At 63.4% G+C, this 12,537-nt stretch carries 12 protein-coding genes; 9 read left to right on the top strand and 3 right to left on the bottom strand.

The window, feature by feature from the left end:
• The first annotated feature begins 131 nt into the window (after positions 1-131).
• Genes ABRP30_RS03050 through lnt form a run of 4 tightly spaced genes read left to right on the top strand, consistent with a single transcriptional unit; the run spans position 132 to position 3,987 of the window.
• A complete protein-coding gene (locus ABRP30_RS03050; RefSeq protein WP_241803932.1) occupies positions 132-1,130 on the top strand; it encodes a PhoH family protein in 999 nt (332 codons plus the stop codon).
• Positions 1,123-1,596 (top strand): rRNA maturation RNase YbeY, encoded by a 474-nt coding sequence (ybeY, locus tag ABRP30_RS03045; protein ID WP_241803933.1) that lies wholly within the window; start codon positions 1,123-1,125, stop codon positions 1,594-1,596. The genes ABRP30_RS03050 and ybeY overlap by 8 nt, the downstream gene beginning before the upstream one ends.
• Before the next feature lie 25 nt (positions 1,597-1,621).
• Positions 1,622-2,461, top strand: coding sequence for an HlyC/CorC family transporter (locus tag ABRP30_RS03040; RefSeq protein ID WP_241803934.1), 840 nt, complete (start codon positions 1,622-1,624; stop codon positions 2,459-2,461).
• Positions 2,462-2,469: 8 nt separating this feature from the next.
• Complete coding sequence (lnt, locus tag ABRP30_RS03035) at positions 2,470-3,987, top strand: apolipoprotein N-acyltransferase (protein ID WP_349975242.1); 1,518 nt, start codon at positions 2,470-2,472, stop codon at positions 3,985-3,987.
• Positions 3,988-4,034: 47 nt separating this feature from the next.
• Here lnt and ABRP30_RS03030 read toward each other — a convergent pair whose 3' ends face one another.
• Positions 4,035-4,796, bottom strand: a complete 762-nt coding sequence (locus ABRP30_RS03030) for a YdcF family protein (RefSeq protein WP_349975241.1) — start codon at positions 4,794-4,796, stop codon at positions 4,035-4,037.
• Between the two features lie 134 nt (positions 4,797-4,930).
• The gene (locus tag ABRP30_RS03025) at positions 4,931-5,245 is read right to left on the bottom strand and encodes a hypothetical protein (RefSeq protein WP_241803937.1); all 315 of its coding nucleotides are present in this window, start codon (positions 5,243-5,245) and stop codon (positions 4,931-4,933) included.
• Between the two features lie 226 nt (positions 5,246-5,471).
• Between ABRP30_RS03025 and leuS the strand changes: the two genes are divergently transcribed.
• The 5 genes from leuS to ABRP30_RS03000 all read left to right on the top strand — a co-directional run bounded on the left by leuS (position 5,472) and on the right by ABRP30_RS03000 (position 11,481).
• Positions 5,472-8,078 (top strand): leucine--tRNA ligase, encoded by a 2,607-nt coding sequence (gene leuS / locus ABRP30_RS03020; protein ID WP_349975240.1) that lies wholly within the window; start codon positions 5,472-5,474, stop codon positions 8,076-8,078.
• A gap of 61 nt (positions 8,079-8,139) precedes the next feature.
• Positions 8,140-8,745, top strand: a complete 606-nt coding sequence (gene lptE / locus ABRP30_RS03015) for an LPS assembly lipoprotein LptE (RefSeq protein ID WP_349975239.1) — start codon at positions 8,140-8,142, stop codon at positions 8,743-8,745.
• Positions 8,746-8,782: 37 nt separating this feature from the next.
• Entirely contained in the window at positions 8,783-9,820 is a 1,038-nt protein-coding gene (gene holA, locus ABRP30_RS03010; RefSeq protein ID WP_241803940.1) for a DNA polymerase III subunit delta, read from the top strand.
• A gap of 119 nt (positions 9,821-9,939) precedes the next feature.
• Entirely contained in the window at positions 9,940-10,104 is a 165-nt protein-coding gene (gene arfA, locus ABRP30_RS03005; RefSeq protein ID WP_241803941.1) for an alternative ribosome rescue factor ArfA, read from the top strand.
• A 60-nt stretch (positions 10,105-10,164) separates the two neighbouring features.
• Positions 10,165-11,481: a lytic murein transglycosylase gene (locus ABRP30_RS03000; RefSeq protein ID WP_349975238.1), complete on the top strand. Its 1,317-nt coding sequence runs from the start codon at positions 10,165-10,167 to the stop codon at positions 11,479-11,481.
• A gap of 32 nt (positions 11,482-11,513) precedes the next feature.
• Here the strand turns inward: ABRP30_RS03000 and ABRP30_RS02995 are convergent, their stop codons facing one another.
• Positions 11,514-12,452, bottom strand: a complete 939-nt coding sequence (locus ABRP30_RS02995; protein WP_349975237.1) for an LD-carboxypeptidase — start codon at positions 12,450-12,452, stop codon at positions 11,514-11,516.
• Positions 12,453-12,537 lie beyond the last annotated feature (85 nt).

Genomic DNA, 12,537 nt, shown 5'->3' with positions numbered 1-12,537 from the left:
CGCGCATCATAACAGACAGGCCCGTTGATCTGTGCTGCCGATACCGTTGAACGTTTCAGTGCTTTCGCCCCTGCCCTTCAAGGGTTATTCTTGGGTTCACCATCATTGCCGTCGAGCGGCCAAAAACGACCTTGAACGCACCCATACAACCTCATCGCTTCATCCTCGAACCCTTCGAGGCCCACCGTTTCGCCAACCTGTGCGGCCAGTTCGACGAGCACTTGCGCCTGATCGAACAACGCCTGGCCATCGAGATCCGTAACCGCGGCAATCAATTCGAGCTGATCGGCGAACCCAAGACCACCTCTGCTGCCGAGCAACTGCTGCGCCGCCTCTATCGCGAGGCCAAGGCCACCGAGCTGTCGCCGGAAACCGTGCACCTGTACCTGCAGGAATCGACCGTCGAGAACATCGAAAACCCGGCAGTCAACGAGGTCAGCGTTTCCCTGCGCACGCGCAAGGGCAACATTCGCCCGCGCGGCGTCAACCAGCAGCGCTACGTCAAGGAAATCCTGGGCAACGACATCAACTTCGGCGTAGGCCCGGCCGGTACCGGCAAGACCTACCTGGCCGTGGCCTGCGCCGTCGATGCGCTGGAGCGCGAGCAGGTGCGCCGCATCCTGCTGGTGCGCCCGGCGGTCGAGGCCGGCGAAAAGCTCGGCTTCCTGCCTGGCGACCTGGCCCAGAAGATCGACCCGTACCTGCGCCCGCTGTACGACGCCCTGTACGAAATGCTCGGCTTCGAGCACGTGGCCAAGCTGATCGAGCGCCAGGTGATCGAGATCGCCCCGCTGGCCTACATGCGCGGCCGTACCCTGAACAACAGTTTCATCATCCTCGACGAGAGCCAGAACACCACGCTCGAACAGATGAAAATGTTCCTGACCCGTATCGGCTTCGGCTCCACTGCGGTGATCACCGGCGACATCACTCAGGTCGACCTGCCACGTGGCACCAAGTCGGGCCTGGCGCATGTGATCGAGGTACTCAAGGACGTTCCGGGTATCAGCTTTACCCACTTCCAACCCAAAGATGTGGTTCGTCACCCACTGGTGCAGCGCATTGTCGAGGCCTATGACCGCTTCGATGCCCGCCAGGCCAAGCCCGAGGCGCCCGGCAAAGATGCTTGAACTTGACCTGCAACGCGCCACGGATGCCGCCACGCCTGACGATGCCGCTTTGCGCGCCTGGTGCGAACTGGCCTTGCGCCAGCGCAGCGCCGACTCGGAAATGACCATCCGTCTGGTCGACGAAGCCGAAGGCCGCGAGCTCAACCATACCTACCGGCACAAAGACTACGCGACCAACGTGCTGTCGTTCCCGGCCGATGTGCCCGATGAACTGCTCGATATCCCGCTTTTGGGCGACCTGGTGATCTGCGTGCCAGTGGTCGAGCGTGAGGCTGCCGAACAGGGCAAGTCGCTGCAAGCGCATTGGGCGCACCTGGTCATCCACGGCTGCCTGCATCTGCTGGGCTACGACCACATCGAAGACGATGAGGCCGAGGAAATGGAAGCGCTGGAACGGGAATTGCTGGCAGAACTGGGTCACCCCGACCCGTATGCCGATGATGAAAACGAATCAATCACACACTGATACTGCAAGGATCACGAGAACCGCCATGAGCGAAGATCGATCGAGCAACGGGCAGAAGTCCTGGCTGGGTAAACTGACCCAGGCTTTTGCCCATGAGCCGAAAAACCGCCAGGAGCTCCTTGAGCTGCTGCGCGAAGCCCATCAGAACAAGCTGCTCGACAGCGAAGCGCTGACCATCGTCGAAGGCGCCATCCAGGTCGCCGACCTGCAGGTACGCGACATCATGGTACCGCGTTCGCAGATGATCAGCATCAAGGCTACCCAGTCGCCTCGCGAATTCCTGCCCGCCGTCATCGACGCCGCGCACTCGCGTTACCCGGTGATCGGCGAAAGCCATGACGATGTGCTCGGGATCCTGCTGGCCAAGGACCTGCTGCCGCTGATCCTCAAGGAGAACGGCGACAGCTTCAACATCAAGGACCTGCTGCGCCCGGCCACGTTCGTGCCCGAGTCCAAGCGCCTGAACGTGCTGCTGCGCGAGTTCCGCGCCAACCACAACCACATGGCCGTCGTCATCGACGAATACGGCGGCGTGGCGGGGCTGGTCACCATCGAGGACGTGCTCGAACAGATCGTCGGCGACATCGAAGACGAGCATGACGTCGAAGAAGACAGCTACATCAAGCCCCTGCCCAGCGGCGACTTCCTGGTCAAGGCGCTGACCCCGATCGAGAACTTCAACGAGTTCTTCGACAGCGAGTTCTCCGATGATGAATTCGACACGGTTGGCGGCCTGGTGATGAGCGCTTTCGGCCACCTGCCCAAGCGCAACGAGACCACCGAGATCGGTACCTACAAGTTCCGTATTCTCAATGCCGACAGCCGGCGGATACACTTGCTGCGCCTGACCCCGATCACCCGCTAAGGACAAACATGCGTTGGATCACCCGCCCCGGCTGGCCCGGTAACCTGCTGGCCTTGGCGGCCGGCGCCTCTACCCTTCTGGCCCTGGCGCCATTCGACATCTGGCCGCTGGCGCTGCTGTCCATCGCGGTGCTCTACCTCGGCCTGCGCGAGCTGACCCCGCGCCAGGCCATGTGGCGCGGCTGGTGGTTCGGGTTCGGCCTGTATGGCGCCGGCACCTGGTGGATCTACGTCAGCATGAACACCTACGGCGGCGCCTCGCCGCTGCTGGCGATCGTGCTGCTGCTGGCGTTCTTCGCCGCCCTCGCCTGGTTCTTTGCCCTGCCCACCTGGCTGTGGGCCCGCTGGCTGCGCCGCAATGAAGCCCCCTTGGCCGATGCGCTGTGCTTTGCCGCCTTATGGCTGCTGCAAGAGGCCTTCCGTGGCTGGTTCCTGACCGGCTTCCCTTGGCTGTATGCCGGTTACAGCCAACTGGACGGGCCGTTGGCCGGCCTGGCGCCGCTGGGCGGCGTGTGGCTGATCTCGTTCGCCCTGGCCCTGAGCGCGGCGCTGCTGTGCAACCTGCCACGTCTGCGGGCGCGCCCTTCGTTCCTCGCTGTCGGCGTCGTGTTGCTGCTGGCGCCTTGGGTCGTCGGCATGGCCCTCAAAGGCCACGCGTGGACCAAGCCTGCGGGTGACCCACTCAAGGTCGCGGCCTTGCAGGGCAACGTCGAACAAGAGCTGAAATGGGACCCGGCCCACATCGACGCCCAGCTGGCGCTGTACCGCGACATGAGCTTCAGCTCCAAGCCGGTGGATCTACTGGTTTGGCCAGAGACAGCGGTGCCGATCCTCAAGGACCAGGCCCAAGGCTACATCGATGTGATGGGGCGTTTTGCAGCCGACCGGCATTCGGCGCTCATCACCGGCGTGCCTGTACGCGAGGTGGTGCATCAGCAGCGCCGCTACTACAACGGCGTGACCGTGACGGGCGAAGGCGACGGCACCTACCTCAAGCAGAAGCTGGTGCCTTTCGGCGAGTACGTGCCACTGCAGGACATGCTGCGCGGGCTGATCGAGTTCTTCAACCTGCCCATGTCGGACTTCGCGCGCGGCCCAGAAGACCAGCCACTGCTCCAGGCCAAGGGTTACCAGATTGCCCCGTACATCTGCTACGAGGTGGTCTACCCCGAATTCGCGGCGGGCTTGGCCGCGCGCAGTGACCTGTTGCTGACCATCAGTAACGACACCTGGTTCGGCACCTCGATCGGCCCGCTGCAGCACCTGCAGATGGCGCAGATGCGCGCGCTGGAAGCAGGCCGCTGGATGATCCGCGCCACCAACAACGGCGTCACCGCCCTGATCGACCCGTTTGGCAAAATTACGGCGCAGGTTCCGCAGTTCCAACGGGCCGTGCTGTATGGCGACGTGGTGCCGATGCAGCAACTGACGCCGTATCTGCAGTGGCGTTCGTGGCCGCTGGCGATTGTTTGTGCCTTGCTGCTGGGTTGGGCACTGCTGGCCGGGCGCATAGCCAAAACCGTCTGATCAGCTGATACAAGGCCGCTCCCGGAAATGCCCGGGAGCGCCTTGGTTCAGTAGAACAACCGGTACCCCGCCAAGCCTGCCGCTTCATTGAGCAACTGCCCGCTCTGCCACATTGCCCGGCTTTCCGGCAGCAACCCGGCGAACGGCCGCGCATGGTCCCGCCCCAGGAACCCCACCGGTGCCGGCACCACCTCGAACCCCGCCTGCTCGAAGCTCCAGCGCGAACGCTGCATGTGCCACGCCTGGGTCACCAGCACCACACGCCCAATGCCCAGAGGCTTGAGTAATTGCGCGCTGAATTGGGCATTTTCCCAGGTGGTCCGGCTGGCCTCTTCCTTCCATTTGACCTCGATAGCGAAATCTTCACGCAGCCGGTCTGCCATCAACCGCGCCTCGCTCGGCGGCGTACCGTAGTGCAAACCGCCGCTGGTCAGCACCGGCAGTCCCGACGCCTTGGCCAGCCGCGCGGCAAAACGCATGCGCTCGAGCGCCGTTGCCGAGGGCTGGTCCTCACCGCCCCACGCCGGATCGCCACGTTCACGCCCCGCGCCCAGCACGACGATGGCATCGGCCCGCTGGGCCAGGCGGGCCCAATCGCCGGGTGCCAGGGCAGGCTCGGTTTCCAGCAGCCGCGCACCTTGCTGCACCACCAGTGGCAGGCTCATCAGCCACAACCCGCCCAGCCCCAGCACGAAGCACAGTGCGGCCAACCGCGGGCGCCTGGCGCGCAGCCACCAGGCCGCGAGCAACAGCAGGAACAGGACGCCCGGCGGCATCAACCATTGTTTGATGAAAAATCGAATCGGCATTGGCTACACCTCCTTGGCAGGCGTGCAGCCTATGAGGATCGGCGCCGGTCAACAAGTGCGCTGCCGGCGTCGATCAGGTGGAGTGTTTATTGAATTACCGGGGCGCGATGGCCTGCGCCGGGCGTCCTGAACGGCTAGCGATGTGGCAGCGTCCGGGGTGTCGCCGTCTTGGCGGGGCGTTTCTTGTCCTTGAGCCAGATGATCTTCGCCGATGTCGGCTCCGCCTGCGGGTAACTACCGGCGCAGGCATTACGGCGTCCCGGGACTGAGTCCAGGTAAGCCTTGATCACTTCGAACTCTGCATGGCTCAGGCCACGCAACTCCAGTTCGGCTGGCATCTCGTCGCGCAATCGTACCGATGTTCTGGCCACTTCCAGGGCCAGGCCAAGACGGTCGATCAGGCGTTCGTAAAGCTCCGGTTTGGTTGCGGGTAGCTGCGTCTCTCCCATCCGTTCACCTCATTGAAGGTAAGAATATCTCCCCCCACACCTGAGCTTAGCGCTGCTTCCGAAAGCAGCCGGATGCAGCGACCAGCGGCCATTCTCAATCAGGGTTTCCCACGATGCGCGGCGCTACTGTATGCTACGGCGTTCACTCTCACGACACCGGAGTGCCGGACGCAGCGAGGTTCCGCTGCCTGGAACAAGGTCTCTTCTCTCTCAGCCAAAAGTAGCCATGCACGAACAATACACGCCCCGTGATATCGAAGCCGCCGCCCAGCATTTCTGGGACGAGCAACAGTCGTTCGCTGTTACCGAACAGCCAGGCAAAGACACCTACTATTGCCTATCGATGTTCCCGTACCCGAGCGGCAAGCTACACATGGGCCACGTGCGCAACTACACCATCGGCGACGTGATTGCCCGCTACCAGCGCATGCTGGGCAAGAACGTCCTGCAACCGATGGGCTGGGACGCTTTCGGCATGCCCGCGGAAAACGCGGCGATGAAAAACAATGTCGCCCCGGCCAAGTGGACATACGAAAACATCGACTACATGAAGACCCAGCTCAAAAGCCTGGGCCTTGCCATCGACTGGGCACGTGAAGTCACCACCTGCAAGCCGGACTACTACCGCTGGGAACAGTGGCTGTTCACCCGCCTGTTCGAAAAAGGCATCATCTACCGCAAGAACGGCACCGTGAACTGGGACCCGGCCGACCAGACCGTGCTCGCCAACGAGCAGGTCATCGACGGCCGCGGCTGGCGTTCGGGCGCGCTGATCGAAAAGCGCGAAATCCCCATGTACTACTTCCGCATCACCGACTACGCCGACGAGTTGCTCGAAAGCCTCGACGAACTGCCGGGCTGGCCTGAACAGGTCAAGACCATGCAGCGCAACTGGATCGGCAAGTCGCGCGGCATGGAGGTGCAGTTCCCGTACGATCAGGCCAGCATCGGCCACGAAGGTGCGCTGAAGGTCTTCACCACCCGTCCAGACACCCTGATGGGCGCGACTTACGTCGCCGTTGCCGCCGAGCACCCGCTGGCTACCCAGGCCGCCCAGGGCAACCCGGCGCTGCAGGCATTCATCGACGAGTGCAAGAGCGGCAGCGTTGCCGAGGCCGACATGGCCACCCAGGAGAAGAAGGGCATGCCCACTTCCCTGCTGGTCGAGCACCCCCTGACCGGTGAAAAACTGCCGGTATGGGTCGCCAACTACGTGCTGATGCATTACGGCGACGGCGCCGTGATGGCCGTGCCGGCCCACGACGAGCGCGACTTCGAGTTCGCCCGCAAGTACAACCTGCCGGTCAAGGCTGTGGTGCGCACCAGCGCTGGCGATGAAGTCGGCGGCGAATGGCAGGCTGCCTACGGCGAGCACGGGCAACTGATCAACTCCGGCGAGTTCGACGGCCTGGACTTCGCCGGTGCCTTCGACGCCATCGAGGCGGCCCTGATCCGCAAGGAACTGGGCAAATCCCGCACCCAGTTCCGCCTGCGCGACTGGGGCATCAGCCGCCAGCGTTACTGGGGCTGCCCGATCCCGATCATCCACTGCCCGTCCTGCGGCGACGTGCCGGTGCCGGAAGACCAACTGCCGGTCACCCTGCCCGAGAACGTGGTACCGGACGGCGCCGGCTCGCCGCTGGCGCGCATGCCCGAGTTCTACGAATGCAGCTGCCCGAAATGCGGTACCGCGGCAAAGCGTGAAACCGACACCATGGACACGTTCGTCGAGTCGTCCTGGTACTTCGCCCGCTACGCCTCGCCGAACTACGACCAGGGCATGGTCGATCCGAAAGCGGCCAACCACTGGTTGCCGGTCGATCAGTACATCGGTGGTATCGAACACGCCATCCTGCACCTGCTTTATGCGCGCTTCTTCCACAAGCTGATGCGTGACGAAGGCTTGGTCACCTCCAATGAACCGTTCAAGAACCTGCTGACCCAGGGCATGGTGGTCGCCGAGACCTACTACCGCGTGGCCAGCAACGGTGGAAAAGACTGGTTCAACCCGGCCGACGTCGAAATCGAGCGCGATGCCAAGGCCAAGATCATTGGCGCACGCCTGAAGACCGACGGCCTGCCGGTAGAAATCGGCGGCACCGAGAAGATGTCGAAGTCGAAGAACAACGGCGTCGACCCGCAGTCGATGATCGACGCCTACGGCGCCGACACCTGCCGCCTGTTCATGATGTTCGCCTCGCCGCCTGACATGAGCCTGGAATGGTCGGACTCCGGCGTCGAAGGTGCAAGCCGCTTCCTGCGCCGTGTCTGGCGCCTGGCCCAGGGCCACGTCAACCAGGGCCTGCCGGGTAAACTGGACCTCGCCGCGCTGAACGACGAGCAGAAGGTCATCCGCCGTGCCATCCACGCCGCGATCAAGCAGGCCAGCACCGATGTGGGCCAATACCACAAGTTCAACACCGCCATCGCCCAGGTGATGACCGTGATGAACGTTCTGGAGAAGGCCCCCCAGGCCACCGAGCAAGACCGTGCGCTGCTGCAGGAAGGCCTGGAGGCCGTCACCTTGCTGCTGGCACCGATCACTCCGCACATTTCCCACGCGCTGTGGAACGCGCTGGGCCATGAGCAAGCCGTGATCGATGCTGGCTGGCCGGTGGTCGATGAAAGCGCTCTGGTACAGGACACCGTAACCCTGGTGGTCCAGGTCAACGGCAAACTGCGTGGCCAGGTAGAAATGCCTGCGGCCGCCAGCCGCGAAGAAATCGAAACCGCCGCCCGCAACAACGAAAATGTCCTGCGCTTCATCGATGGCCTGACCATCCGCAAGGTCATCGTAGTGCCAGGCAAGCTGGTCAACATCGTCGCCAACTGATGGCAACGCTCACCTGCAGCCAGTGCGGGTGGGCGGTATCAGCCCACAAGGGAGCAACAACATGATCAAACGCAATCTGCTGGTATTGGGCCTGGCCATCATGCTCAGCGCCTGCGGTTTCCAGCTGCGCGGCACCGGCACCTCCGAGCTCAGCGTCAAGGAAATGGACGTCAGCGCACGTGATGCCTACGGCCCGACCGTGACGCAACTGCGCGACGTTCTGGAGCGCAGCGGCGTCAATGTGCACACCGGCGCGCCGTATCGCCTGGTACTGACCAACGAACAGCAGACCCAGCGCGCAGCGTCCTACGCCAGCAGCAACCAATCTGCCGAGTACGAACTGACCACCGTGCTCAGCTACAGCATCCTGGGCCTGAACAACCTGGAGCTGATGAGCGACAAGCTGGAAGTGCGCAAAATCTATGTGCGCGACGGCGGCAACATCACCGGCTCCGACCAGGAAGCCTCCATTGCCCGCGAAGAAATGCGCCGCGACCTGGTCAACGCCATGGTCGTGCGCCTGCAGATGCTGACGCCGACGCAGCTGGACCAGTTGCAGCGCGATGCCGACGAACGCGCCAGGGCCGAAGCCGCTGCGCTGGAGGCCGCGCGCAGCCAGCAGGCAGAAACGCCGCAGCAATCGCCTCTGGAAATTCCGGGCAAATAAGCCCGTGCGGGGCACCCCGGTGCCCCGCCTGTTTCCGATGAAACTCGCCCCCGCCCAACTCAACAAGCACCTGCAAGGCGCATTGGCCCCGGTCTATGTCGTCAGTGGCGATGATCCGCTGCTGTGTCAGGAAGCTGCCGACGCCATACGCAATGCCGCGCGTCAGCAGGGTTTTGACGAGCGCCAGGTGTTCAGCGCCGACGCCAGTTTCGACTGGGGCACCTTGCTTCAGGCCGGTGCCAGCCTGTCCCTGTTCGCCCAACGCCGGCTGCTGGAGCTGCGCCTGCCCTCGGGCAAGCCTGGTGACAAAGGCGCTGCGGCGTTGATGGAATACTGCGCCAACCCTGCCGAGGACACGCTGCTGCTGGTCAGCCTGCCCAAACTCGATGGCAGTGCGCAGAAGACCAAGTGGGGCAAGGCCCTGATCGAGGGCAACCATTGCCAGTTCATCCAGATCTGGCCGGTGGATGCCCAGCAGTTGCCGCAATGGATCAACCAGCGTTTGGCACAGGCCGGTCTTTCGGCCCAGCGTGATGCGGTCGACCTTATCGCGGCACGTGTCGAGGGCAACCTGCTGGCTGCCGCTCAAGAAATCGAAAAGCTCAAATTGCTCGCCGACGGCAGCCAGGTCACCGTCGAGACGGTGCAGGCAGCCGTTGCCGACAGCGCGCGTTTCGACGTGTTCGGCCTGGTCGATGCCATTCTCAATGGCGACGCTGTGCATGCCCTGCGGATGCTCGAAGGCCTGCGCGGCGAAGGGGTAGAGCCACCCGTGATTCTTTGGGCGCTGGCGCGCGAACTGCGTCTGCTGGTAGGGCTTTCGCAACAGTTCAGCCAAGGCGTGCCCTTGGACAAGGCCTTCAGCCAGGCCCGCCCACCGGTGTGGGACAAACGCCGGCCGCTGGTCAGCAAAGCCCTGCAGCGCCTGTCGGCGCAGCGCTGGGCGCAGCTGCTGCAGGATGCCCAGCGCATCGATGCGCAGATCAAGGGCCAAGCCGAGGGTTCACCCTGGACCGGGCTGTCACGCTTGTCATTGCTCATGGCCGGGCAGCGATTGGCTCTACCGCCTGAGTGACGCCAGGATTGGCGCTGCTTTGCAGGCCTGTCTCTCAAACCATTGACACAATCAATTGGCCCCGGCTGCTGCACAGGCCTAGAGTCCGCCCGAAACCCAACCGGCCCGGGAACCCCGCCATGAGCAAAAAGCCGAAGAAACAAGGCCACAACAAGGCCAAATCCATCGTTGCCCAACCCTTGTTCCGCTGCCGTCAGGAACGACCAGACAAGGGCAAAGGCAGCTACCGCCGCGAAGCCTTCCAGTCGAAAGATTGGGAGGCTTCTTACTTTTTGGCCGCATGAAAGCATCGAAAGCGCAGGCATGATATGGTCGACACCTGACCTGAAATTCTGGATCTGTGCATGCCCTTCAGTCTTACCCCCCGCCGGAAATCCCGCCAACTGCTCGCGGCCTCCAGCTTGATCCTGCTCGTCGCCTGCGCGGAAAAGCCCACCGCCGCCGACGCCCTGCCGCTGGCCCCCGCCCAGCCTGCGCCGGTAGTGACTTTGCCCAGCGCCACGCCCGACGTCAGCACTGAAATTCAGCCGCTGCAAACATTTGCCCAGTGGCAGGCCGGCTTCCGCCAGCAAGCCCTGCAGGCGGGCATCTCGGCCAGCACGTTCGATCGTGCGTTCCTTGGCGTGACGCCTGACATGGACGTGATCAAGGCAGACCGCAGCCAGCCCGAATTCACCCGCCCAGTGTGGGAATACCTGGAAGGTGCGCTGTCACCCCTGCGAGTGCGCAACGGCAAGAAGCTGCTTGAGCAGAATGCCGAACTACTTGCCAGCCTCGAACAGCGCTATGGCGTAGACCGTCAGGTCCTGGTCTCGGTCTGGGGCATGGAGAGCAACTTTGGCCAGTTCCAGGGCAGCAAGTCGGTCATCCGCTCGCTGGCTACCCTGGCGTATGAAGGCCGCCGCCCGCAATTTGCCCAGGATCAGCTGATTGCCGCGCTGCAGATCATCCAGCACGGGGACATCCAGCCGGAGGCCATGCGTGGCTCCTGGGCCGGCGCCATGGGCCAGACCCAGTTCATCCCCACCACCTACAACACCCATGCAGTGGACTTCGACGGTGACGGCCGCCGCGATATCTGGAACAGCACCCCGGATGCCTTGGCATCGACTGCGCATTACCTGCAGAGCTCCGGCTGGAAGCGCGGTCAGCCATGGGGCTTCGAGGTTCAGGTACCGGCAGGCTTCGACTTCTGGTTAGCCGATGGCGCGTTGCGCAAACCCGTCAGTGAGTGGTTGCAATTGGGTGTGAAACTGCCGGCGGGCACAAAACTGCCGATGGGCAGCAACGACCTTTCCGCGGCCTTGTTACTGCCGGCCGGCGCCCGTGGCCCGGCCTTCCTGGTGCTGGACAACTTCCGCGCCATTCTCAAGTACAACAACTCATCGTCCTATGCGTTGGCCGTGAGCTTGCTGGGCGATCGGTTCTCGGGCTGGGGCTTCATCGCTGGCAGCTGGCCGAAGGATGATATGCCGCTGAGCCGTAGCGAGCGCATGGAATTGCAGAACCTGCTGAACGCCAACGGCCATGATGCGGGCAACCCCGATGGCATCATCGGCGCCAATACCCGCAAGGCCATTCGCAATGCGCAGCAGGGTTTTGGCTGGCCAGCGGATGGGTACCCGACGCATAAGTTGCTCGATAGCCTGCGTCAACGCTGATTAACCAGGGGGCGCTTTGCGCCCCTACAACCTCACGCTTTGAACAGGTCCTGCGCCAATACCAGGCGCTGCGCCTCGCTGTCCAGCACCACCTCTGCCCCCAGCGGCAGGCACACATTCGGATCACAATGCCCGCTGCGCCACCCTGCCAGCACCGGCACGCCCAATGGCCGGAAAGTATCTTGCAAAAGGGGCGTCAGCGCCGCCACGGTGATCCCGGCGAAATCCCCTACCAGCACCCCTTTGACGCCCGCCAGCTTGCCTGCCAGGCGCAGTTGGGTCAGCAGCCGGTCCACCCGGTAAAGCGGCTCGTTGACATCCTCGATGAACAAGATGCAGCCATTCGTATCGATCTCCGCCAGCGTTCCCAGGGTCGCGCCCAGAATCGACAGGTTGCCGCCCAGCAGACGCCCACGGGCAACGCCAGGCACCACGCAACTCAAGGCAAATTCGGCCGGGTGCACGATGGCGTCGCCCTCCCCTAACGCGCCACTCAGTTGCGCGATCAGCGACGCCTCGGTCGGCGCCAGCTTCGCGCCGAGCAGGTCAGCGTTGAGCATCGCCCCATGAAAGCTGATCAAGCCGCTATGGCGGTAGATAGCCGTGTGCAGCGCGGTGATATCGCTGTAGCCGATCAGCGGCTTGGGGTTGCGCCGGATCAGATCGAAGTCGAGCCGATCGAGCAGCCGCATGCTGCCGTAGCCACCGCGCATGCACAGGACCGCGTCGATGCTCGGGTCAGTGAAGGCATCGTGCAGATCCTGTAACCGCTGCTGGTCAGAGCCCGCCAGATAGCCCTCGGCCTGCCCAACTCCAGGGTAGATACGGCAGCGATAGCCGCGTTCGGCAAACCACTGGCCAGCCTTTTGCGCATCCAGCCTTGCCGGCCCGGCCGGAGCGACAATGGCAAAGCAGGCGTTGCCCGGCAGTGCGGCGGGCAGGCGGTGTTCAGACGTTTCGGCGCAATTCATCGCAACTCCTTGCAGCGCGGGGCACAAAAACAAAAATGCCGATGCCGCCTTTCAGCGTGCATCGGCATGTACGGCTCAAACCAGG

This window comes from Pseudomonas sp. WHRI 8519, from assembly GCF_040224055.2.
Classification (GTDB): Bacteria; Pseudomonadota; Gammaproteobacteria; order Pseudomonadales; family Pseudomonadaceae; genus Aquipseudomonas; species Aquipseudomonas putida_X.
This window is presented reverse-complemented; position numbering and strand designations above follow the sequence as displayed.

What these genes read in the sequence shown, in the direction of transcription:
- ybeY (WP_241803933.1), top strand. Translation starts at nt 1,123, where the DNA reads ATGCTTGAACTTGACCTGCAACGCGCCACGGATGCCGCCACGCCTGAC.
- ABRP30_RS03040 (WP_241803934.1), top strand. Translation starts at nt 1,622, where the DNA reads ATGAGCGAAGATCGATCGAGCAACGGGCAGAAGTCCTGGCTGGGTAAA.
- lnt (WP_349975242.1), top strand. Translation starts at nt 2,470, where the DNA reads ATGCGTTGGATCACCCGCCCCGGCTGGCCCGGTAACCTGCTGGCCTTG.
- ABRP30_RS03030 (WP_349975241.1), bottom strand. Translation starts at nt 4,796, where the DNA reads ATGCCGATTCGATTTTTCATCAAACAATGGTTGATGCCGCCGGGCGTC.
- ABRP30_RS03025 (WP_241803937.1), bottom strand. Translation starts at nt 5,245, where the DNA reads ATGGGAGAGACGCAGCTACCCGCAACCAAACCGGAGCTTTACGAACGC.
- leuS (WP_349975240.1), top strand. Translation starts at nt 5,472, where the DNA reads ATGCACGAACAATACACGCCCCGTGATATCGAAGCCGCCGCCCAGCAT.
- lptE (WP_349975239.1), top strand. Translation starts at nt 8,140, where the DNA reads ATGATCAAACGCAATCTGCTGGTATTGGGCCTGGCCATCATGCTCAGC.
- holA (WP_241803940.1), top strand. Translation starts at nt 8,783, where the DNA reads ATGAAACTCGCCCCCGCCCAACTCAACAAGCACCTGCAAGGCGCATTG.
- arfA (WP_241803941.1), top strand. Translation starts at nt 9,940, where the DNA reads ATGAGCAAAAAGCCGAAGAAACAAGGCCACAACAAGGCCAAATCCATC.
- ABRP30_RS03000 (WP_349975238.1), top strand. Translation starts at nt 10,165, where the DNA reads ATGCCCTTCAGTCTTACCCCCCGCCGGAAATCCCGCCAACTGCTCGCG.
- ABRP30_RS02995 (WP_349975237.1), bottom strand. Translation starts at nt 12,452, where the DNA reads ATGAATTGCGCCGAAACGTCTGAACACCGCCTGCCCGCCGCACTGCCG.